The sequence below is a fragment of the Microbacterium sp. TPU 3598 genome (assembly GCF_002356155.1).
GTDB lineage: Bacteria > Actinomycetota > Actinomycetes > Actinomycetales > Microbacteriaceae > Microbacterium > Microbacterium maritypicum_A.
The window spans coordinates 487,406-507,889 of the sequence record NZ_AP017975.1; the positions used below are offsets into that span (position 1 = coordinate 487,406).

General features: G+C 68.7%; 21 protein-coding genes. 12 read left to right on the forward strand and 9 right to left on the reverse strand.

The window, feature by feature from the left end:
• Positions 1-64 precede the first annotated feature (64 nt).
• Complete coding sequence (gene soxR / locus MST3598_RS02230) at positions 65-514, reverse strand: redox-sensitive transcriptional activator SoxR (RefSeq protein WP_021199250.1); 450 nt, start codon at positions 512-514, stop codon at positions 65-67.
• A 134-nt stretch (positions 515-648) separates the two neighbouring features.
• Between soxR and fdxA the strand changes: the two genes are divergently transcribed.
• Genes fdxA through MST3598_RS02250 form a run of 4 tightly spaced genes read left to right on the forward strand, consistent with a single transcriptional unit; the run spans position 649 to position 3,478 of the window.
• Positions 649-975 carry a ferredoxin gene (gene fdxA / locus MST3598_RS02235; RefSeq protein ID WP_021199249.1) on the forward strand — a complete coding sequence of 109 codons (327 nt, stop codon included), beginning with the start codon at positions 649-651 and terminating at the stop codon, positions 973-975.
• The gene (locus MST3598_RS02240; protein ID WP_029258809.1) at positions 972-2,330 is read left to right on the forward strand and encodes an FAD-dependent oxidoreductase; all 1,359 of its coding nucleotides are present in this window, start codon (positions 972-974) and stop codon (positions 2,328-2,330) included. The genes fdxA and MST3598_RS02240 overlap by 4 nt, the downstream gene beginning before the upstream one ends.
• Entirely contained in the window at positions 2,327-2,836 is a 510-nt protein-coding gene (locus MST3598_RS02245; protein WP_021199247.1) for a flavin reductase family protein, read from the forward strand. The genes MST3598_RS02240 and MST3598_RS02245 overlap by 4 nt, the downstream gene beginning before the upstream one ends.
• A 12-nt stretch (positions 2,837-2,848) precedes the next feature.
• Positions 2,849-3,478 carry a superoxide dismutase gene (locus MST3598_RS02250; RefSeq protein WP_029258808.1) on the forward strand — a complete coding sequence of 210 codons (630 nt, stop codon included), beginning with the start codon at positions 2,849-2,851 and terminating at the stop codon, positions 3,476-3,478.
• A 13-nt stretch (positions 3,479-3,491) separates the two neighbouring features.
• Here MST3598_RS02250 and MST3598_RS02255 read toward each other — a convergent pair whose 3' ends face one another.
• Positions 3,492-3,779, reverse strand: coding sequence for a metal-sensitive transcriptional regulator (locus MST3598_RS02255; RefSeq protein ID WP_029258807.1), 288 nt, complete (start codon positions 3,777-3,779; stop codon positions 3,492-3,494).
• Between the two features lie 257 nt (positions 3,780-4,036).
• Here MST3598_RS02255 and MST3598_RS02265 point away from each other — a divergent pair, with 257 nt between their 5' ends.
• Entirely contained in the window at positions 4,037-5,683 is a 1,647-nt protein-coding gene (locus MST3598_RS02265; RefSeq protein WP_096359383.1) for an FAD-dependent oxidoreductase, read from the forward strand.
• Here the strand turns inward: MST3598_RS02265 and MST3598_RS02270 are convergent.
• Both MST3598_RS02270 and MST3598_RS02275 read right to left on the reverse strand, forming a co-directional pair.
• Positions 5,680-6,687 carry a LacI family DNA-binding transcriptional regulator gene (locus MST3598_RS02270; protein ID WP_029258805.1) on the reverse strand — a complete coding sequence of 336 codons (1,008 nt, stop codon included), beginning with the start codon at positions 6,685-6,687 and terminating at the stop codon, positions 5,680-5,682. The two genes, MST3598_RS02265 and MST3598_RS02270, sit on opposite strands and share 4 nt — an antisense overlap.
• Before the next feature lie 86 nt (positions 6,688-6,773).
• Positions 6,774-8,444 (reverse strand): glycoside hydrolase family 13 protein, encoded by a 1,671-nt coding sequence (locus MST3598_RS02275; RefSeq protein WP_029258804.1) that lies wholly within the window; start codon positions 8,442-8,444, stop codon positions 6,774-6,776.
• A 226-nt stretch (positions 8,445-8,670) separates the two neighbouring features.
• Here MST3598_RS02275 and MST3598_RS02280 point away from each other — a divergent pair, with 226 nt between their 5' ends.
• Both MST3598_RS02280 and MST3598_RS02285 read left to right on the forward strand, forming a co-directional pair.
• A complete protein-coding gene (locus tag MST3598_RS02280; protein ID WP_021199241.1) occupies positions 8,671-9,099 on the forward strand; it encodes a DUF1761 domain-containing protein in 429 nt (142 codons plus the stop codon).
• A gap of 189 nt (positions 9,100-9,288) precedes the next feature.
• On the forward strand, positions 9,289-10,554 hold the full coding sequence (locus tag MST3598_RS02285; protein WP_029258803.1) for a hypothetical protein: 1,266 nt from the start codon (positions 9,289-9,291) through the stop codon (positions 10,552-10,554).
• 83 nt (positions 10,555-10,637) lie between these two features.
• Here MST3598_RS02285 and purQ read toward each other — a convergent pair whose 3' ends face one another.
• The 3 genes from purQ to MST3598_RS02300 form a co-directional block, all read right to left on the reverse strand.
• The gene (gene purQ, locus MST3598_RS02290) at positions 10,638-11,345 is read right to left on the reverse strand and encodes a phosphoribosylformylglycinamidine synthase subunit PurQ (RefSeq protein ID WP_029258802.1); all 708 of its coding nucleotides are present in this window, start codon (positions 11,343-11,345) and stop codon (positions 10,638-10,640) included.
• Positions 11,342-11,590 carry a phosphoribosylformylglycinamidine synthase subunit PurS gene (gene purS, locus MST3598_RS02295; protein ID WP_017204254.1) on the reverse strand — a complete coding sequence of 83 codons (249 nt, stop codon included), beginning with the start codon at positions 11,588-11,590 and terminating at the stop codon, positions 11,342-11,344. The genes purQ and purS overlap by 4 nt, the downstream gene beginning before the upstream one ends.
• A 216-nt stretch (positions 11,591-11,806) precedes the next feature.
• Entirely contained in the window at positions 11,807-12,340 is a 534-nt protein-coding gene (locus tag MST3598_RS02300; RefSeq protein WP_029258801.1) for an adenine phosphoribosyltransferase, read from the reverse strand.
• A 135-nt stretch (positions 12,341-12,475) separates the two neighbouring features.
• Here MST3598_RS02300 and MST3598_RS02305 point away from each other — a divergent pair, with 135 nt between their 5' ends.
• The 5 genes from MST3598_RS02305 to MST3598_RS02325 all read left to right on the forward strand — a co-directional run bounded on the left by MST3598_RS02305 (position 12,476) and on the right by MST3598_RS02325 (position 18,431).
• Entirely contained in the window at positions 12,476-13,786 is a 1,311-nt protein-coding gene (locus tag MST3598_RS02305) for an ABC transporter substrate-binding protein (protein WP_021199237.1), read from the forward strand.
• 98 nt (positions 13,787-13,884) lie between these two features.
• A complete protein-coding gene (locus MST3598_RS02310; protein ID WP_021199236.1) occupies positions 13,885-14,973 on the forward strand; it encodes a carbohydrate ABC transporter permease in 1,089 nt (362 codons plus the stop codon).
• A complete protein-coding gene (locus MST3598_RS02315; protein WP_021199235.1) occupies positions 14,970-15,860 on the forward strand; it encodes a carbohydrate ABC transporter permease in 891 nt (296 codons plus the stop codon). Before MST3598_RS02310 ends, MST3598_RS02315 begins: the two co-directional genes overlap by 4 nt.
• Before the next feature lie 5 nt (positions 15,861-15,865).
• Positions 15,866-17,296 (forward strand): GH1 family beta-glucosidase, encoded by a 1,431-nt coding sequence (locus tag MST3598_RS02320; protein ID WP_172889122.1) that lies wholly within the window; start codon positions 15,866-15,868, stop codon positions 17,294-17,296.
• Positions 17,297-17,435: 139 nt separating this feature from the next.
• The gene (locus tag MST3598_RS02325) at positions 17,436-18,431 is read left to right on the forward strand and encodes a LacI family DNA-binding transcriptional regulator (protein WP_021199233.1); all 996 of its coding nucleotides are present in this window, start codon (positions 17,436-17,438) and stop codon (positions 18,429-18,431) included.
• Between the two features lie 99 nt (positions 18,432-18,530).
• Here MST3598_RS02325 and MST3598_RS02330 read toward each other — a convergent pair whose 3' ends face one another.
• Positions 18,531-19,568, reverse strand: coding sequence for a hypothetical protein (locus MST3598_RS02330; RefSeq protein ID WP_029258799.1), 1,038 nt, complete (start codon positions 19,566-19,568; stop codon positions 18,531-18,533).
• Positions 19,565-20,437: a DUF1266 domain-containing protein gene (locus MST3598_RS02335; protein ID WP_029258798.1), complete on the reverse strand. Its 873-nt coding sequence runs from the start codon at positions 20,435-20,437 to the stop codon at positions 19,565-19,567. The genes MST3598_RS02330 and MST3598_RS02335 overlap by 4 nt, the downstream gene beginning before the upstream one ends.
• Between the last annotated feature and the right edge of the window lie 47 nt (positions 20,438-20,484).

Sequence of the window (20,484 nt, forward strand, 5' to 3'; positions counted from 1 at the left end):
CGGCGGTGTCCCTTCATGGCGTTTCCGCGATCATGTCAGAGACCGTCCGCGCGGGAAAGAGGCGTCAGTCCCGCAGGCGCTGGGGGCCGGCGCCCTGGGTGCCCAGGGCGTCGTCGGGGTTGAGCAGGCCGCACGCCTTCATCGACAGGCACCCGCAGCCGATGCATCCGGTCAGTTCGCGCTCGAGGCGCTCGATGCCCTCGCGACGCTTCTCGAGCTCGCGCTTCCAGCGTCTCGACGCCCGTTGCCAATCGGCGTGGCTCGGAGTCTCGGTCAGGGGCACGTCGGCGAACGCGGTCTGCACGTCCGACAGCGGGATGCCGAGGCGCTTCGCGACCGTGATGAGCGAGACACGACGCAGCATGTGCCGGGCGTAGCGGCGCTGGTTGCCGGGCGTGCGCGTCGAGGCGATCAGGCCGAGCGTCTCGTAGAAGTGCAGGGCGGAGGCGGCGACCCCGGTGCGTCGGGTCATCTCGCCGATGGTCAGCGGCTCGTCGGGTGCGTGCGGACTCATCCGGTGTGCTCTCCCTCCGTCTGCCGTCCTTCGATTTGACCTCAAGTGTACTTGAGGTTTTACGGTTGAGGGGTGGCTCGGAGACGGGCCGAACGAACGAATGAGGACAGCGTGACCCGGACGAAGACCCCGCGATGACCTATGTGATCGCCCTGCCGTGCGTCGATGTGAAGGACAAGGCCTGCATCGACGAATGCCCCGTCGACTGCATCTACGAGGGCGAACGCTCGCTCTACATCCACCCGGACGAATGCGTGGACTGCGGTGCCTGCGAGCCGGTGTGCCCGGTCGAGGCGATCTTCTACGAAGACGACCTGCCCGACGAGTGGCAGGACTACTACAAGGCCAACGTCGAGTTCTTCGACGAGCTCGGGTCGCCGGGAGGCGCCGCGAAGACGGGGATGCTCGCCTTCGACCACCCGATCATCGCCGCGCTCGCACCACAGGGGGAACACGCATGACCAACGCCGAACCGCGCATCGCCGTCGTCGGCGCGGGGCCCGCGGGCATCTACGCGGCCGACATCCTGCTCGACCGGGTGCCGACCGCATCGATCGACCTGTTCGAGAAGCTCCCGGCACCGTATGGTCTCGTCCGCTACGGCGTCGCGCCCGACCATCCCCGCATCCGCAAGATCACGGATGCCCTGCACGAGGTGCTCGTGAACCCGCGCATCCGGCTGCGGTGCAACGTCGAGGTCGGCGTGGACATCGAGATCGACGAGCTGCGTGCCGCGTACGACGGAGTGATCGTGGCCACGGGGGCCGACCTCGATGTCGCTCTCGACATCCCGGGCATCGACCTGCCCGGCTCGTTCGGCGCGGCCGACTTCGTCGCCTGGTACGACGGGCACCCCGATGCGCCGCGCACCTGGCCGCTCGCCGCCGAGGCGGTCGCGGTGCTCGGCGCCGGCAATGTGGCGCTCGACGTGACGAGGATCCTCGCCAAGCATGCGTCGGCGCTGACCCACACCGACACCCCGGATGCCGTGCTCGACCAGCTCGCTGCCAGCCCGCTGCGCGACGTGCACCTGTTCGCCCGTCGGGGCCCGGCCGATGTGCGTTTCTCGGCCATGGAGCTGCGCGAGCTCGCCGAGCAGGACGACGTCGATGTGATCGTCGACCCGCACGAGCTCGCCCTCGACGAGCACGCCGAGCGGATGGTGGCGCAGTTCTCGCAGCGCCGTATCGTCGTGCGCACCATGACCGAATGGGCAGCCCTCGATCCCGCGAGCCGCAGCGCCTCGCGCCGCATCCACCTGCACCTGCGGCAGCGTCCGGTGCGCGTGCTCGGCACGGACGCGGTCACCGGTATCGAGATGGAACGCACCGCATCCGACGAGCTGGGCCGCATGGTCGGCACGGGGGAGCTGCTGCGCTATGACGTCGGAGCCGTTTACCGCGCAGTGGGCTACCGCTCGACACCTGTTCCCGGGGTGCCGTTCGACGCCGCTCTCGGCGTCGTGCCGCACGTCGAGGGTCGCGTCGTCGATGCGGACGGAGCGCCGATCCCGCGACTGTACGCGACCGGTTGGATCAAGCGCGGTCCGGTCGGGCTGATCGGGTCGACCAAGTCGGATGCCGCGCAGACGATCGGCCACGTCGTCGATGATCTCGATGCGATCGAGCGCGAGGCGCGCGACATCGATCCGATCGCCCATCTCTCGCAGGCGGTCGACCTCGACGGCTGGCTGCGCATCGACGCCGCCGAGCGCGGGGCCGGAGCGGAGCGCGGTCGCGAGCGGACGAAGCTCGTCGAGCGTGATGAGATGCTGGCACATGCGAAGCAGCAGCAGATGATGGAGGCAGGTCGATGACCGCGACACCCGTACCCACGCCGATCGGCGAGGCGCTCAAAGCCGCCTTCCGCACCCACCCGGCGGGAGTCGCGATCATCACCGCGAGCACCCCGGAAGGGCCGGTCGGTCTCACCGCGTCCAGCGTCGCCTCGGTGGCGGTCGATCCCGCGGCGATCGTGTTCTCGGTGACCCGTGCCACCGGTTCTGCAGGAGCGATCCTCGGTGCCGACACCTTCGTGGTGCACCTCATCGACGACGAGCACTCCGATCTCGCCCAGAGCTTCGCGGTCAGCGGGTCCGAGCGGTTCACGCCCGAGCAGGGATGGGCCACGCTGCCGACCGGCGAACCGCACCTCCCCGAGGCCAGGGTGGCCCTGCGCTGTCGTCCGATCCAGACGGTCGCCGTCGGTTCGTCGACCGTGGTCATCGCCGAGGTCATCGAGGTGCTGCCTGGTCTCTCCGGGCGCCCTCTGGTGTACATCGATCGCCGTTTCCACGCACTTCCACACGACAACAACCACTGAAAGGAAGACGTCATGACCACGCTCTACACACTCCCCGAGCTGCCGTACGACTACTCGGCCCTCGAGCCGCACATCTCGGGCAAGATCATGGAGCTGCACCACTCCAAGCACCACCAGGCCTACGTCACGGGGGCGAACACCGCACTCGAGCAGCTCGCCGCCGCCCGCAGCGCGGGTGACCTCGCGAACGTGAACAAGCTCGAGAAGGACCTCGCCTTCAACCTCGGCGGCCACATCAACCACTCGGTGTTCTGGCAGAACCTCTCGCCCGAGGGCGGCGGAGCACCCGAGGGTGAGCTCGAGGCTGCACTGGTCGACGCCTTCGGATCGATCGACGCCTTCCGCGCCCACTTCACCGCGACCGCACTCGGTGTGCAGGGATCCGGTTGGGCCGTGCTCGCCTGGGACAGCGTGGGCGCGCGTCCCGTGATCTTCCAGCTGTTCGACCAGCAGGGCAACGCGCCGCTCGGCGTCACCCCGCTGCTGCAGCTCGACGTCTGGGAGCACGCCTACTACCTCGACTACCTCAACGTGCGCGCCGACTACGTCAAGGCGTTCTGGAACCTCGTGAACTGGCCCGATGTGCAGCGCCGCTTCGAGGCCGCCCGCACGGCGACGAAGGGTCTCATCGTCGCGAGCTGACCCGCGCCGCCGGTCACGCGAGGGAGAGGAACAGCTTCTCCAGTTCGGCCATCGACACTCCACGGGTGTCGGTGGCCGCTTGCGTCTCCGCCTCGGACTCGGTCATGCAGTCCTTCATGGCGGAGGCGATGATCTGGAAACCCGCCTTGTCGAGAGCCGACGTGACGGCGGCGAGCTGTGTGACCACCGCCCGGCAGTCGCCACCCTCTTCGACCGCGGCGATGACGGCGCCGAGCTGTCCTCGGGCTCGCTTGAGACGGTTGGCGATCCTGCGCTGGGTGTCGGCATCTGCGGATGACATGGTCGCTCCCTGGGTGTCGGCTGGACTCCCCAATATACCCCCGGGGGTATAGTGGGGACCGATACCCACGGGGGTATCGGTGAGGAGACGATGAAAATGTGCCGAGCGGTCCGTTGCAAGACCTGCGGCAAGACGACCTGGGCGGGGTGCGGTCAGCACGTCGACGCCGTGCGGCGAACGGTGCCTGCCGCGCAGTGGTGTTCCGGACACCCGAAGGAGCAGGCGCAGGGCGGCTTCTTCTCGCGGATGTTCCAGCGATGACCACGGTGCAACCGCTCACCGTGGTCATCGTCGGTGGGGTCGCCGGGGGCATGTCCGCCGCCGCACGCCTGCGCCGCCTCGACGAGCACGCGCAGATCATGGTGTTCGAACGAGGGCCCGAGGTCTCGTACGCGAACTGCGGCTTGCCCTATTACGTCGGAGGGGTGATCGCGGAACGCGAATCGCTGCTCCTGCAGACGCCGGAATCTCTGCGCAGCCGCTTCCGACTCGATGTGCGTGTGCGTCACGATGTCACGCGAATCGACACTGCGCAGAAGCTCGTCGAGGTCATGGACATCGACTCGGGGCGCCGCTTCACACAGAGCTACGACAGGCTGATCCTCGCCACCGGCGCGCGCCCCCGTCTGAACGAGCCCTCCTCGGGCATCCGTACGCGCAGTCTGCGGACGGTCGAAGACGCGGATGCGATCGACGCCGCGCTCTCGCGGGCGGGCGTTCCGGTGGTGGTGGTCGGCGGAGGCTACACGGGCCTGGAAGCGGTCGAGAACCTCGTCGCTCGCGGCGCATCCGTGACGCTGGTGCAGCGGGGATCCCACCTCCTCTCCCCGCTCGATGCGGAGATGGCCGCACCGATCACCGCCGAGGTCCGCGCGCACGGCGTCGATGTGCGCCTCGGCGTCGAGGTCGTGCGTGCCGTATCCGGGCGGGTCACGCTGAGTGATGGGGCATCCGTCCCCGCCGAACTCGTGATCGATGCCTCCGGAGTCGTACCGGAGACGGCGCTGGCCGAAGGTGCCGGCATCCGGCTCGGTGAGACCGGCGGCATCGCGGTCGATTCGATGTGCCGCACGAGCGCCCCCGACGTGTTCGCGGTGGGCGACGGCGTCGAGAAGCTCGACCTCGTGGGCGGCGACACGGCTCTCATCACGATGGCCGGCCTCGCGAACCGACATGGACGCATGGTGGCCGACCTCATCGCGGGGAGGACGGAGACGGCGCGCCCCGCGCTCGGCACCGGGATCGTCCGCGTGTTCGGGGTCGACGCAGCGAAGGTGGGCTGGAGTGAACGGCAGCTCCGGGCCGCAGGACGTGACTTCTACGTCGTGCATGTGCATCCCGGATCCCACGCCGGCTACTACCCCGGCGCCGAGACGCTGTCCATGAAGATGCTCGCCGACCCGGCCTCCGACGTGATCCTCGGTGTGCAGGTCGTGGGGCGAGACGGTGTCGACAAGCGGATCGATGTGGTGGCGACCGCCATGCAGGCCGGCATCACGGCCGCCGCGCTCGCGAATCTCGAACTCGCCTACGCCCCGCAGTTCGGCTCGGCGAAGGACGCGGTCAACATCCTCGGCTACGTCGCCGAGAACACCCGCTCCGGCACGACTCCGACCATCCAATGGCATGAACTCGCTGAGGAGCAGCGTGGGGGAGCGACACTGATCGACGTGCGCTCGACGGCCGAGCATGCTGCCGGCGCGATTCCCGGCGCCGTCAACGTGCCGCTCGACGAGCTCAGAGAACGGCTCGACGAGGTTTCCGATGGACCCGTCATCGTGCACTGCCAGGTCGGATTGCGTGGGCACATCGCCACGCGGATCCTCCGGCAGCGAGGCGTGGACGCGCGCAACCTCGACGGCGGCTATCGCACCTGGCGCGACGCCACCCTGTGTGAACGCTAGAGCAGGCGGGAGGTGGTCCCGCGCACGTTCAGCTCGTAGGGCAGCGCCGACGGGATGTGCACGGCGTCGGGGGTGGCGAGCTTCGCCAGCACGGCATCGGCTGCCCGCTCGCCCTGTCCGAGCGGGAACTGATCGACCGTGGTCAGGCGGAAGAACTCGCCGAGTTCATGCCCGTCGATGCCGACGATCGACAGCTCCTCGGGAACGCTGAAGCCCAGGTCTCGGGCCGCGAGGAGTGCGCCGATGGCCATCTCGTCCGAGGCCGCGAACACGGCGGTCGGGCGGGGGCCCGGGCGGCCGAGCAACTGCTTCGCCGCCCGGTAGCCGCCCTCGACCGTGAAGTCGGCGGGCTCGAGGAAGGCATGGTTGAGGGGGATGCCCGCCTTCGCCAGCGCCTTCTCGAACCCCAGGCGGCGGTTGGTCGGGATGTGGAAGTCGATGTCGAACTCCGGGTTCGCCCCGATGTGCGCGATATCGGCGTGGCCCAGGCTGATCAGATGCTCGGTGGCCAGTTGCGCGACCGCGACGTCGTCGACGGTGAGGGTGTCGAGCTTCGGGTTCGGACCGCCGATCGCGATCACAGGAAGTCCGAGGTCGAGCAGATACTGCGTCTCGTCCTCGTCGAGCTCGATCGACACCGCGATCACGGCGTCGACGCGCTGTCGGCGCAGGAAGGTGTCGAACACGTGCCGACGTACGTCCTTGTCGGCAGTGATGTTGTACAGCGTGATGTCATAGCCCTCGCGCATGAGGGCGGCGGAGACGCCGGAGAGCACCGTGCTGAAGAACCACCGGTCGAGGAAGGGCACGATCACCCCGACGTTGCGGGTGCGACCCGAGGCCAGGCTCGACGCCCGCGACGAGACGACATAGCCGAGCGACTGCGCCGCGGCCTGCACCCTCTCCTTCGCGGACTCCGATACGTGACCGCGTCCGCTCAGTGCGCGGGAGACGGTCGCGGTGGAGACTCCGGCGAGCCGGGCGACCTCATCGATGCTGGCCATGTGTTCCTCTGTCGAAAGTGCTCCGGTCGCGATTCCTGCCGGTTCACGCGGGCGTGAGCGACAGGAATCGCGACCGGAAGGGCGTGTCAGGCCTGCGTCGCTGTGGTGTACCAGACGGCGGTGTCGACCGGGATCGACGCGCCTTCGAACGGCTGGCTCTGCAGCATCACGAAGGCGTCGGCCGGCAGCTCGATCGGCGCCGTGCCGAGGTTCGCGACGACGTGCACGTCACCACGTCGGAAGGCGACCGCGTCGGGACCGGCGTCTTCCCAGACCAGCGAGCCGCTGCCGAAGCCGTGCTCGCGGCGCGCGGCCAGCAGACGCTTGTACAGAGCGAGCGTCGATGCGGGATCGACCTCTTCGACGTCGCGGGCGTAGGCCGCCCAGTCTGCGGGCTGCGGGAGCCACGAGAGACCGGTGTCGTTGAATCCGAAGGCCGGAGCCTCGGCCTCCCAGGGCAGGGGCACGCGGCATCCGTCACGACCGTAGCGCTCGCCGTTCGTACGGAACCAGGTCGGGTCCTGACGGTACTCGTCCGGGATCTCCATGGCCTCGGGCAGGCCGAGCTCTTCGCCCTGGTACAGGTACGACGAACCGGGCAGTGCCAGCATCAGCGTGGTCGCGGCGCGGGCGCGGGACAGGCCGATCGCGGTGTCGGGCTTGCTCGGGGTGTTCGGGCCGATGCCCTCGCCCTGGGGGTTGTCCGCCGTCAGCGCGAGGCGCGAGGCGTGGCGCACCACATCGTGGTTCGAGAGCACCCAGGTGCTCGGGGCGCCGACCGCGCCGAAGTCGTCGAGCGACTCCCGGATGACGTCGCCGAGGGCCTTCGCGTTCCACGGCGTCATCAGGTACGGGAAGTTGAACGTCTGGTGCATCTCGTCCGGACGCACCCACAGGGCCGTCTGCTTGAGCGTCGGCATCCAGGCCTCGCCGCACAGGGCGCGGTCGCCGTCGTACTCGGCGAGCACCTTGTGCCAGTCGCGGTAGATGTCGTGCACGCCGTCCTGGCCCCAGTACGGCACGTTCGACTCGCCGCCGCCCATGGAGTCGGCATCGCTCGGGGGCGTGTAGTCGGGCAGGCCTTCGGCCTTGATCATGCCGTGGGCCACGTCGACGCGGAACCCGTCGACACCGCGGTCGAGCCAGAAGCGCAGGATGGAGCGGAACTCCTCGCGCACCTCTTCGTTGGTCCAGTCGAAGTCGGGCTGGGTGGCGTCGAAGATGTGCAGGTACCACTGGCCCGGCGTGCCGTCGGCCTCGACGACGCGCTCCCACATGCCGCCGCCGAACACGGATTCCCAGTTGTTCGGCGGGAGCTCGCCGTTCTCGCCCTTGCCGTCGCGGAAGATGTAGCGCGCGCGCTCGGGGCTGCCCGGGCCGGCCTTCAATGCCTGCTGGAACCAGACGTGCTGGTCGGACGAGTGGTTCGGCACCAGGTCGACCACCACGCGGATGTTGCGGGCATGGGCGGCCTCGAGCATGTCGTCGAAGTCGGCCAGCGTGCCGAACAGCGGGTCGACGTCGCGGTAGTCGGCCACGTCGTAACCCGCGTCGCGCTGCGGGCTGGTCATGAACGGGCTCAGCCAGATCGCGTCGACGCCGAGCTCCTGCAGCGCATCGAGTCGGCTGGTGATGCCCGGCAGGTCGCCGATGCCGTCACCCGAGGCGTCCGCGAAGGATCGGGGGTAGATCTGGTAGATGACGGCGCTGCGCCACCACTCGGAACCGGGGGCTGCGATCTGCTCAAGCTGTGCCATGGGAACAGGCTAGTGCAAACGCTTACATTCATGCCAGAGCGGGGATCGAATCGGTTCGGTGCCGCGGATTCCGCCGGCCGAGACCGCGCCACTTGCATGACGGTCGGCCATTGCATGATCGTCGAGCGTCCGTGGTCAGGCATCCGTCGCGGTCTCATGCCGGTGTCGCCGGCGGTGCGATCGCAGGCGGGGAGTAGGGTGAGGCATCCGATGAGTGGAGGCTGTCATGGTTCCCGAGATCAACTACTGGGCGGTCCTGCTGGCCACCGCGTCGAGCATGCTCGTCGGCTCGGTCTGGTACGCCCCGAAGGTGTTCGGCACGCGCTGGTCGAAGCTCGCGAACGTCGACATGGATCGTCCTGCGGCCACAGCGGCCTGGCCGATCATCACCACGGTCATCGTGAGCTTCATCACGGCCTGGGTGCTCGCCGGCGCCTCGTCGATCGCGTGGCACTTCTACGGCGGATCGTACTTCTGGGGCGCCGTCGTCACCGCTGTCACGCTGTGGGCGGGGTTCACGGCCGCCCGTTTCATCACGCACGACGCGTTCGAGGGGCGCTCGACCCGACTCACCACACTGAACATCGCGCACGAGCTGGTCACGGTCGTCGTCATGGCGATCATCATCGGCGTCTGGCCGCCGGCGCTCGCCTGAGGTACCGCTCCGCCTCCCGGGGGACCGGCGAACCGGTAGCCGGGTCGGTTCGGGGGACTCGCCGATCGGAGAGTCATCTCTAGACCTTCGCCGCTTCTGCGAGCGCATGCGGGGTGCGAGGCTCGTTGGGTGACCTGCCGGTCACCCGCGTGCTGCGGACCCGCGCGCGGTTCAGACCGAGGGGTCTCGATGTCCGGATCTTCGCGCCGATCGGCGCCGTGGGCGGTCGCCGCCGCGCTCGTCGCCGCAGTTGTGCTGGTGGGCGCGGCTCCTGCCGCGTGGGGAGCCATGCGCCCGTCGGATGACCAGGCATCCGGTGCGAGTGGCCTGGATCCCTCGCAGTCCGTCGCGCTGGCCTACGAGTTCCTGGATACGCGCGTCGACCAGTTCTGCGATGGAGCCGGACACTGTCTGCCGCGCAGCTACGAGGGCGGATTCTTCACCACTCCGAGCTGGGACTTCACCCCCTCGTTCGTCTACGACGATGCGCTCGTGATCATCGCGTACACCGCCAGGGGGCTTCCGGACGATCTCCGTCGCGCGCGGGCGATCGGCGACGCCCTGCTCTTCGTGCAGGAGAACGACCCGATCGGCGACGGCCGCACACGGGCGTCGTACGAACCGCACGGGATCCGCGAGGGGCGGGTGGAGATCACCGGCCCCGGCAGCTTCACCGGGAACCAGGCGTGGGTCGGATTGGCTCTCGCGCGTCTTGCGCACGCCACCGGAGATTCGCGGTACCTCGACGGCGCGCTGCGTGTGGGCCAGTGGATCCAGGACAACACGGCCGACATGGTCCGAGCCCCGTACGGGTACACCGGGGGTCAGCTCGAGGACGGCACGTCGCTGACCTGGAAGTCCACCGAGCACAACAGCGACGTCTCGGGGTTCTTCACGCAATTGGCTCAGCTCACCGGCGACCCCGTGTGGTCCGATCGGGCAGCGGTCGCCGCCGACTTCGTCGCGGCCATGCAGAGTGCGGACGGCCACGTCGACACCGGCACGGGCCTCGACGGTTCGACCATCAACACCCGTCCCATTCCGCTGGATGCGCAGACGTGGAGTTCACTCGCCACGGGCGACCCGCGCTACGGCGCCGCGCTGGACTGGACGCTCGCGAACCTGATCGCCACCGACGGCCCGTACACGGGCCCCTCGATCAGCGAGGTCGATGTGTCGAAGGCCTGGTTCGAGGGGAGCGGACACCTCGCGCTCGCTCTCACGCTCCGCGACGGCCCGGGAGACGCCGACCGGGCCGAGACGTTGCTGAGCAGCATCCGTCTGGCGCAGCGCGATGCTCCGAACGGTGACGGCAAGGGGATCGTCGCGACCTCGAACGACGGTCTCGACTCGGGTTTCGGCGACCTCTACTACGCCAGCCTGCACACGGGCGCGACGGCCTGGTACCTGCTCGCGGCGGCGGGGGACAATCCGTTCACCCTGCCTGCCGACTGACCTGCCGACTGACCTGACGGCGGACCGGCCTGACGGCGGACCGGCCTGACGGCGGACCGGCCTGAGGATCGACCGGCCTGAGGTTATGCGGCGACGCGGGCGACCGCAGCGATGGCGCTCGTGAAGAAGTCGAGTCCGTCGACGCCGCTGCGCATGGCGACAGCGGTGTCGGGGCCGAAGCCCGCCTCGGTGGCGTGCTCGGGGTGCGGCATGAGCCCGACCACGTTGCCCGCCTCGTTGGTGAGACCGGCGATGTCGCGGAGCGATCCGTTCGGGTTGACTCCGGCGTAGCGGAAGGCCACGAGCCCCTCGCCCTCGATACGGTCGAGGGTCTGCTCGTCGGCGATGTAGCCGCCGTCGGCGTTCTTGAGTGGGATCACGATCTCCTGGCCGGTGCGGAACGCATTGGTCCACGCGGTGTCGGAGTTCTCGACCGTGAGCTTCTGGTCGCGACGCACGAAGTGCTGGTGGTTGTTGCGGATCAGGCCGCCGGGCAGCAGGTGCGCCTCGACGAGCATCTGGAAGCCGTTGCAGATGCCGAGCACGGGCATTCCCTTCGCGGCGGCATCCTTGACCTCGCTCATGATCGGCGAGAGCGCGGCGATCGCGCCGGCGCGCAGGTAATCGCCGTAGCTGAAGCCACCGGGGAGGACGAGCGCGTCGACGCCCTCGAGGTCGTGCGAGCCGTGCCACAGGGCGACCGGCTCTGCGCCGGCGATGCGCACGGCGCGCTGGGCATCGCGGTCGTCGAGCGAGCCGGGGAAGGTGATGACGCCGATGCGGACGGTCACTCCGCGACCTCGATGCCGACGACGTCCTCGATCACGGAGTTGGAGAGCACCTCGTCGGCGATGCGCCGGGCCTCGGCGAGAACCTCGTCGGTGACCTCGCCTTCGACGGTGAGCTCGAAGCGCTTGCCGATGCGGACGTCGGTGAAGCCCTCGACGCCGAGGCGGGCGAAGGCGCCGGAGACGGCCTTCCCCTGCGGGTCGAGCAGTTCGGGCTTGGGCATGACGTCGACGACGATGGTGGGCATGACGGCTCCAAGAGTCGCGGGCGGACGGGCGCATCCAGTCTACTGCCCTCGGCTCACCCGCCCACTCGCCCCCTCGCTCCTCCGCCCCCTCGGTGCCGAGTGCACGACATCTCGCCGAGTGCACGGCCGGTGTGCGGGGGGATGCCGTGCGCTCGCCGAGTACCCGTGCACCCGACGAGCAGTGCGTGGGGGCGTGGGGGCGTGGGGGAGAGGGGGCTATGCGGAGTGGAAGACGGTGTGGAGGTCGCCGACCGCCTCGCGGCCGCCGAGACCGTCGATCTCGAACAGCACCGAGATGCCGATGACATGGCTGCCGAGGCGCTCGACGAGCTCGCGTCCGGCCGCGAGGGTTCCTCCGGTGGCGAGCACATCGTCGATCAGCAGCACGCGGGATCCGGGGGGCAGGTCGTCGTGCATCTCGATCGTGGCGGTGCCGTACTCGAGGGCGTAGTCGACGGATGCCGCGGGGCGCGGCAGCTTGCCGGCCTTGCGGATCGGGATGAGTCCGACGCCTGCGGCGATGGCGGCAGCGCTGGCGAGGATGAAGCCGCGCGCCTCGATGCCCGCGATCACGTCGAACTGGCCGGCGAAGGGTTCGATGATCGCCTCGGTCGTCACGCGGAGGGCCTCGGCGTCGGCGAGGAGTGGCGTGATGTCGCGGAAGATGATGCCCGGTTGCGGGTAGTCCGGCACGTTGCGGATCAGGGCTTCGGCGCGGACGAGGGCAGGGGAGAGCGTGGCTTCGGGCACTGCCCAAGGGTACCCCGCGGCGGCTGGGTTGACACCGTGGGAGCGCTCCCATAGAGTGACTGCTCAGTTCGTGGGAGCGCTCCCACGACGTCCCGACGCACCACTCACCGCACGACCACCACAAAGGAGTGAACTGTGAACACACGTGCCCGCAACCGGATCCTCGTGACTGCCGCCGTGGCATCCGTCTCCGCTCTCGCCCTCGCCGGCTGCTCCGGCAGCACCGGCGATTCCACGGAGGGGAGCGCCGATGAAGAGGTCACATTGACCGTCACCACGTTCGGCACCTTCGGCTACGAAGATCTCTACAAGGAGTACGAGAAGGCCCACCCGAACGTCACGATCGAGGCGACCAACATCGACACCGGCGGCAACGCCCGCACGGATGCGTTCACCAAGATCGCCGCCGGCTCCGGCCTCAGCGACATCGTCGCAGTCGAAGAGGGCTGGCTCGGCGCGATCATGGACGTCTCCGACACCTTCGTCGACCTGCGCGACTACGGCATCGAAGACCGCAAGGACGACTGGGTCGACTGGAAGTACGGCCAGGCGACCGACGCCGAAGGCCGCGTCATCGGCTACGGCACCGACATCGGCCCGAGCGGCATCTGCTACAACGGCGCTGCGTTCGAGGCGGCCGGGCTCCCGAGCGACCGCGAGTCGGTGGCCGAGCTCCTCAACGGCGACTGGGAGAACTACTTCCAGGTCGGTGCCGACTACACCGCGAAGACCGGCAAGGCCTGGTACGACCACTCCGGCTTCGTCTGGAACGCCATGGTGAACCAGCTCGACGAGGGCTACTACACGACCGACGGCAAGCTGAACGTCGAGGACAACGCCGAGCTCAAGGAGCGCTTCGAGCTGCTGGGTGCCGCGACCGAGGGCGGCCAGTCCGCCGCACAGACGGCCTGGGACTGGAACGGCGGCAAGTCGTTCGTCGACGGCACCTTCGCGACCTTCGTGTGCCCGGGCTGGATGCTCGGCGTCGTGCAGGGCCAGGTCGAGGCCGGCGGCGGCGATGCGTCCACCGGATGGGACTTCGCCGATGTGTTCCCCGGCGGCGCGGCCAACTGGGGTGGCGCGTTCCTGTCGATCCCGGAGACCTCGCAGCACAAGAAGGCGGCCGCCGAGCTGGCCGACTGGCTGACGCAGCCCGAGCAGCAGGTGAAGCAGTCCGCCGCCGCGGGCAACTTCCCCTCGACGATCAAGGCGCAGGAGACGCTCGCCGCGGATGCGACGCCGAACGCGTTCTTCAACGACGCGCCGACCGGGGCGATCCTCGCCGAGCGCGCCAAGGGCGTCGTCGCCCAGTTCAAGGGTGCCGATGACTCGGTGATCCAGGAGAACGTCTTCGGTCCGGCGCTCAGCAGCCTCGACCGCGGCGACACCGACACCCAGGGCGCCTGGGACCAGGCCATCGGTCTGCTGAACGACCTCGTCGGCTGACATCCCCCTTCCGGTCGCAGTTCCCGCCGTCGCCACCCCACGGCCGGCGGCAGGAACTGCGACCGGAACTCCTCGGAACCCCGGGACAAGGACACCCCATGACACTCACCGCCCCGCCCGCGGAACAGCAGCGCGCGGCATCCCCCGCGAAGGATGCCGCACCGAAACGCTCCTGGCGCCACCGCGTCTCACGGTTCGACCAGAACGCCTCGCCGTACTTCTACATCTCGCCGTTCTTCCTGCTGTTCGGGCTGGTCGGCCTGTTCCCGCTGCTCTACACGGTCTGGGTGGCGGTGCACGAGTGGGACCTGCTCAAGGGCGAAGGCGAGTTCGTCGGGGTCGGCAACTTCGTCGAGATCCTCGGCGACGCGATGTTCTGGAACTCGATCGGCAACACCCTGAGCATCTTCCTGCTCTCCGCGATCCCGCAGCTGGCCGTGGCCCTCGTGATCGCCTACCTCCTCGACCGGGGCCTGCGCGCCCCGACGTTCTGGCGCATGAGCGTGCTGATCCCGTTCGTGGTCACCCCGGTCGCGGTCGCCATCATCTTCTCGAGCATCTTCAACGAGGCCGACGGTCTGGCCAACAACCTGCTCAACCTCATCGGCATCGCGGACCAGGAGTGGAAGCACAACACCGCGCTGTCGCACATCGCGATCGCCGTCATGGTGAACTTCCGCTGGACGGGCTACAACGCCCTCATCCTGCTGGCCGCGATGCAGGCCGTGCCGCGTGACCTCTACGAGTCGGCGGCCCTCGACGGGGCCGGCGCCGCGCGCCGCTTCTTCTCGATCACCATCCCCACGATCCGTCCCACCCTGATCTTCGTCATCATCACGGCGACGATCGGCGGGCTGCAGATCTTCGCCGAGCCGCGCCTGTTCGACGTGTCGACCGCCGGCGGCATCGGCGGCAGCGACCGGCAGTTCCAGACCACCGTGCTGTTCCTCTGGGAACTGGCGTTCTTCCGTCGCAACCTCGGGGAGGCATCGGCCGTCGCCATCCTGCTGTTCCTGCTGATCGTCGGGATCGGCGTGATCAACTTCCTCATCTCCCGACGGATCTCCACAGGAGACGCCCCGAAGAATCGTGCGGCCCGCCGCCGCGCGCACACCACCGACGCGGCCGCGACCGCGGCGGCCGCCGGAACGACGATCGCCACCACGACCGAGGAGAACGCGCGATGACCGCCACGCAGGCGCTGAGCGTCCCCGAGAAGATCCGCCGTCGCCGGAGTGCATCGTCCGGCACCGCCGGGATCGGCAGCCGCCCCGGCTTCCTCACATACGGGCTCCTGGCCGCGTTCATCATCGGCAGCGTGTATCCGCTGTGGTGGTCGGTCGTCGTCGCGAGCGGCACGAACGCCACCCGCGGTGAGACGCTGCCGATGATCCCCGGGGGCAACTTCTTCACGAACGCGGCCAAGGTCTTCGACGCGATCCCGTTCTGGTTGGCGCTGGGCAACTCGTTCCTGATCTCCGGCATCATCACGCTCTCGGTCGTCACCTTCTCCACGCTCGCGGGCTACGCCTTCGCCAAGCTCCGGTTCCAGGGCCGCGACGGGCTGATGATCTTCGTGATCGCGACGATGGCGATCCCGACGCAGCTGGGCATCATCCCGCTGTTCATGCTGATGCGCGAGCTCGGCTGGACCGGTTCGATCGGTGCGGTCATCGTGCCGACACTCGTCACCGCGTTCGGCGTCTTCTTCATGCGGCAGTACCTGGTCGATGTGATCCCGGACGAGCTGATCGAGGCCGCCCGTATGGACGGCGCCAACCAGTTCCGGACCTTCCTGACCGTCGGACTCCCCGCAGCCCGCCCCGCCATGGCTATCCTCGGACTCTTCACCTTCATGACGGCGTGGACCGACTACCTGTGGCCGCTGATCGTGCTCTCCCCGCAGAACCCGACCCTGCAGACGGCGCTCAGCCAGCTGCAGTCGGGCTACTACATCGACTACTCGATCGTGCTCGCCGGCGCGGTGCTCGCGACCCTCCCGCTGCTCGTGCTCTTCGTGGTCGCCGGTCGGCAGCTGGTCAGTGGCATCATGGCTGGCGCGGTGAAAGGATGACCCCTATGACCCGCTCCTTCCCCGAGAACTTCCTGTTCGGCGCCGCGACCGCGGCGTACCAGATCGAGGGGGCGGCGTTCGAGGACGGGCGCACGGCCTCGATCTGGGACGCGTTCTCGCGCGAGCCGGGCGCGGTGATCGGTGCCGAGAACGGCGACGTCGCCTGCGACCACTACCACCGCTACCCGCAGGACGTCGCGCTCATGACGCGGCTCGGGCTGCAGACGTACCGCTTCTCGACCTCGTGGTCACGGGTGCGTCCGGACGGTGGAGCCGTCAACACGGCGGGCGTGGACTTCTACGAGCGCCTGGTCGACGAGCTGCTCGCCGCCGACATCCTGCCCTGGTTGACGCTGTACCACTGGGACATGCCGCAGGCCCTGCAGGAGGCCGGTGGCTGGACGAACCGCGACACGGTCGATCGCTTCCTGGAGTACGCCGGCACCATGCACGACGCGCTCGGCGACCGGGTGAACGTGTGGACCACGTTGAACGAGCCGTGGTGCTCGTCGTTCCTCTCGTACACTGCCGGCGAGCATGCGCCCGGGCACACCAGCATCGCGGAGGGGCTGCTCGCCTCGCACCACCTGCTTCTCGCACACGGCACGACCGTGCAGGAGTTCCGCAGACGCGACGCCTCGCTCAACCTCGGCATCACCCTGAACCACACGGTGGCCGACCCCGCAGACCCGCAGAATACGGCCGATGTCGATGCGGCTCGTCGGGTGGACGGACAGTTCAACCGCTGGTTCCTCGACCCGATCTACCGCGGCAGCTACCCCGCCGACATCGTCGAAGACATCCGCGCGGTCGATGCCGACGCGGTCGCGCAGTTCGAGGCGGCCGTGCAGGACGGCGACCTCCAGCTGATCTCGCAGCACATCGACACGCAGGGGGTGAACTACTACCACGGGGACCTCGTATCGGGCGCTGCTCCGGCTGAGGGGCCGGTCTCCGCGGAGCCCGAGACCGAGCGCGTGCGGCGCAGCCCCTACCCGTCGAGCGACGGCATCCACGCGGTCGAGCGGGGGCTGCCCCGCACCGCGCAGAACTGGGAGGTGCAGCCGGAGGGGCTCACCCGTGTGCTGCAGCGGATCTGGAACGAGTACGCCGAGCCCGCGGGCACCGTGCTCTACATGACCGAGAACGGGGCGGCCTACGACGATGCCGTGGTTGTCGAAGACGGCGAGACGCGCGTGCACGACGCCGAGCGCACCGAGTTCTTTCGCCTGCACCTGGGCGCGGTGCTCGATGCCGCGGAGGCGGGTGTCGATGTGCGCGGCTACTTCTACTGGTCGCTGTTCGACAACTTCGAATGGGCGTGGGGATACGACAAGCGGTTCGGCATCGTACGCGTCGACTACGACACCCAGGAGCGAACGCTCAAGGACTCGGGTCGGGAGTACGCCCGCATCATCGGTGCCCGCGCGCTCTGACCCCGCTGACCGCCCCTCGAGTCGCGCGAATGGCCGTATCTGCGGCCGAGAAGCGATCATTTGCGCGACTCGAAGCGGGGCGGTCGTCGTCGCACGCGTGAACCGGTGAGAATAGGGCGATGGAAGAGTGCGTACGCTGATGTCGCCCCGAGCGACCATCGAAGAAGTGGCATCCGCTGCGGGTGTCTCCCGGTCGACAGTGTCGAGGGTCGTGAACGGGTCGACGGCCGTGAGCCCGGAGGCCCTCGCCGCGGTGCGCGCGGCGATCGACGAGCTGAACTACGTGCCCAATCGGGCCGCGCGCTCCCTGGCATCACGCCAGACCCACGCCATCGCGCTGATCGTCCCCGAAGACACCACGCGCTTCTTCGGCGACCCGTTCTTCGCGGCCATCGTCGCGGGCATCACAGGTGCACTCGGCGGCTCGGACTACCTGCTCAACCTGTTGATCGCGAGCGATGACCCCGGCGACAAGATGACCAGCTTCGTGCGCAACGGTGGTGTCGATGGCGCCTTGATCGTCTCGCATCACACGAGCGACGCGTTCATCGACCGGATCGCGGATGCCGTACCGGTCGTCTTCGGCGGCCGCCCCGTGCGCCGTCACGATGGGGACTACGTCGTCGACGTCGACAACGTGGCAGGAGCGAAGCACGCCACTCAGCGGTTGATCGACATCGGCCGCACACGCATCGCGACGATCTCCGGTCCGCTCACGATGGTCGCCTCGGAAGATCGTGTGCAGGGGTTCCGCGCCGCTCTGGCGGATGCCGGCCTCGCCCCGTACGCCGAGGAGGAGGGCGACTACAGCGAGGCGAGCGGTGCGGAGGCCGCCAGGCGTCTGCTCGACGGCGGGCGTCCGGATGCGATCTTCGTCGCGAGCGACCTGATGGCCCGTGGCGCCCTGACCGCCCTCCGCTCGGCGGGTGTGCGCGTGCCGGAGGACATCGCGCTGGTCGGCTTCGACGACTCCTCGGTCGCGCTCACGACCGATCCGCAGCTGACCACGATGCGCCAGCCGATGTACGCGCAGGGTGAGGCCATGGCCCGGATCCTGTTGTCGCGGCTCGCGGGGGAGGACCCGCCGACCACGACGATCCTGCCGACGGAGCTCGTGATCCGGGCATCCGCCTGACGAGTCGCATCCGGCTCCCACTCATCGGCGGATGGGGATGAACACGGCTGTGGCCCTGGCGCCCCCTCCGGGCCAGGCCCACAGCCGTGGGTCTTGTGGTCAGTCGACGAACGTACTGAGCAGGTCGCCGCCGAACAGAGAGAATGCGGTGAGCCCTGCCGACAGCAGCAGCACCGCGGTCGTGCCCGCGACTGCGAAGACCGAGATTCCGCGACCACCCAGTCGCTGACCGCGCAGCCCGACCGCCACACCCGCTCTGGCAGCGATGTCGCCGGCGTTGTCGTCGCGGTACAGCTCAGTGCGTGCGGCGAAGCGGCGGTGGAACTCCTCGGCCAGGGTGAGCGCCGCCGTCATGGTCTCGGCACGGTCGAACCGTGTCCCGGACGGCAGGTACACGTAGAGACGGTCGGATACGAGCTCGATCTCGGCGCCGGAGCCGAGGTCGAGCACGCGGGCCATCAGATCCGGCGTGAAGATGTAGAGAGCGTCCTGCTGATAGCCCTCCGGCACGAGGAGGCGGAACGTCTTCGCGAACTCGCCTTCCAGATCCATGCGCGCGGCGCCGCGGCCGAGCCCGAGCGTCGGAATGATGCTGCGCTTGCGGTTCGCGAGCACGATGTGCGGCACGGATGCCGGCAGCGGCAGCTCGATGAAGGCGAACGGCCGCTGGATCGTGGCGCGCTCCTGCCCGTGTGACACCGAATGATGCATGCCCAACTCGAACGGCATCCGCGTGTCGTCACAGGCGATGACCGCGCGCTCCCGCCCGTGCACCACGCGGGCGAACGCGGCGCCGGGGCGACGGGTGCGCTCGAGCATGTCGGCGTAGGCCCATCCGTTCTGCCAGGCGAACGCGGCGACCTTCACCCGCCGGCTCAATCCCACCGCCCACCACAGGAAGCCGACCGCGGCGAGCACGGTGTATCCGATCACGAACACGCCCAGGATCGGCGCGACGGCGAGGATGTCGCTGCGGCCGAGGAACCACAGCCCAGTGAGCATCGCGGCGGCGAACAGCAGCACGACCACCAGGATCACCAGGAAGCGGCGATGCGGCGGGATCCCGCAGATGCGCTCGTAGGTGCGGATGTCGCGCAGGCCCGCGCTCCGTCGCAGCGGTTCCAGGTCTACGGTCACAGGCTCCATGACAGCGTCGCCCACGGGCCGTTGCGCTTCTCGGACGCTGCGGCCTGGAAATCGGACCAGCCGTCGCCGAACTTCTCGAACGACTTCTCATCGACGTTGCCGTCCGTCCAGTGCATGACACGTCCCACGATGTAGCTCAGGCCGAAGTCGGCCCATGATTCGAACGCCGGGCGCCCTTCGACGTTGATGCGGTGGATGATCGCGCGTGCCTCAGCGACGTCGCCGTGTCCGAGCGCGACACCCCAGGTCGTCATGGCCACGGCCTGACCCAGGCCGTAGCCGTCGAGGGTCTTCACGAAGAGCCCGGGGGTGACGATGTCCTTGCCCACGCGCTTGCGCACCTCGGTCTCGGCGTACTCGATCGAGGTGACGAAGGCGCGTGCATCGCGCTTGTCGCCGCCTTCCTGCACGATGGCGGCGAGCCATTCCTTGGCCTTCGGCGTGCGACCGAGGCGCTGGGCGAGTTCGGTGCGCACGGCGAGGTACAGCATCCATACCTCGCGACGGCGGCGGACGGTGCTCAGGCGCTCGATGTTGGCGAGCCATTCGTCTCGTGTGTGCACGCCCCACTGGTCGACGAGGACCTTCTTCTCGCGGTCGTCGAGGAGCGAAGCGGTCGGATCGTTCCAGAAGCCCGAGGGCAGGTTCACGATCTGCAGGAAGCCGAGCGCGATCTCATCGGCCTCGACCCCGGTGGTGGGGTGCTCGGGCGAGGCCTTGACCTTGGCGGCCGGGAGGATCCAGATCACGAGGAAGAACAGCACGACGACCCCGACGATCGTCCACGCCCACCACTGGCTCACGAGCCATTCGAAGATCGAGGTGACGCTGTTGAAGTCGACGCTCGCGAAAGAGTGCATGGGTGCTCCTGGGAAGGGTGAATCCGTGTCGGTTCATAGATTGAACG

Coding starts and splice junctions, on each gene's coding strand:
- soxR (WP_021199250.1), bottom strand. CDS start 514: ATGAGTCCGCACGCACCCGACGAGCCGCTGACCATCGGCGAGATGACC.
- fdxA (WP_021199249.1), top strand. CDS start 649: ATGACCTATGTGATCGCCCTGCCGTGCGTCGATGTGAAGGACAAGGCC.
- MST3598_RS02240 (WP_029258809.1), top strand. CDS start 972: ATGACCAACGCCGAACCGCGCATCGCCGTCGTCGGCGCGGGGCCCGCG.
- MST3598_RS02245 (WP_021199247.1), top strand. CDS start 2,327: ATGACCGCGACACCCGTACCCACGCCGATCGGCGAGGCGCTCAAAGCC.
- MST3598_RS02250 (WP_029258808.1), top strand. CDS start 2,849: ATGACCACGCTCTACACACTCCCCGAGCTGCCGTACGACTACTCGGCC.
- MST3598_RS02255 (WP_029258807.1), bottom strand. CDS start 3,779: ATGTCATCCGCAGATGCCGACACCCAGCGCAGGATCGCCAACCGTCTC.
- MST3598_RS02265 (WP_096359383.1), top strand. CDS start 4,037: ATGACCACGGTGCAACCGCTCACCGTGGTCATCGTCGGTGGGGTCGCC.
- MST3598_RS02270 (WP_029258805.1), bottom strand. CDS start 6,687: ATGGCCAGCATCGATGAGGTCGCCCGGCTCGCCGGAGTCTCCACCGCG.
- MST3598_RS02275 (WP_029258804.1), bottom strand. CDS start 8,444: ATGGCACAGCTTGAGCAGATCGCAGCCCCCGGTTCCGAGTGGTGGCGC.
- MST3598_RS02280 (WP_021199241.1), top strand. CDS start 8,671: ATGGTTCCCGAGATCAACTACTGGGCGGTCCTGCTGGCCACCGCGTCG.
- MST3598_RS02285 (WP_029258803.1), top strand. CDS start 9,289: ATGTCCGGATCTTCGCGCCGATCGGCGCCGTGGGCGGTCGCCGCCGCG.
- purS (WP_017204254.1), bottom strand. CDS start 11,590: ATGCCCACCATCGTCGTCGACGTCATGCCCAAGCCCGAACTGCTCGAC.
- MST3598_RS02310 (WP_021199236.1), top strand. CDS start 13,885: ATGACACTCACCGCCCCGCCCGCGGAACAGCAGCGCGCGGCATCCCCC.
- MST3598_RS02315 (WP_021199235.1), top strand. CDS start 14,970: ATGACCGCCACGCAGGCGCTGAGCGTCCCCGAGAAGATCCGCCGTCGC.
- MST3598_RS02320 (WP_172889122.1), top strand. CDS start 15,866: ATGACCCGCTCCTTCCCCGAGAACTTCCTGTTCGGCGCCGCGACCGCG.
- MST3598_RS02325 (WP_021199233.1), top strand. CDS start 17,436: ATGTCGCCCCGAGCGACCATCGAAGAAGTGGCATCCGCTGCGGGTGTC.
- MST3598_RS02335 (WP_029258798.1), bottom strand. CDS start 20,437: ATGCACTCTTTCGCGAGCGTCGACTTCAACAGCGTCACCTCGATCTTC.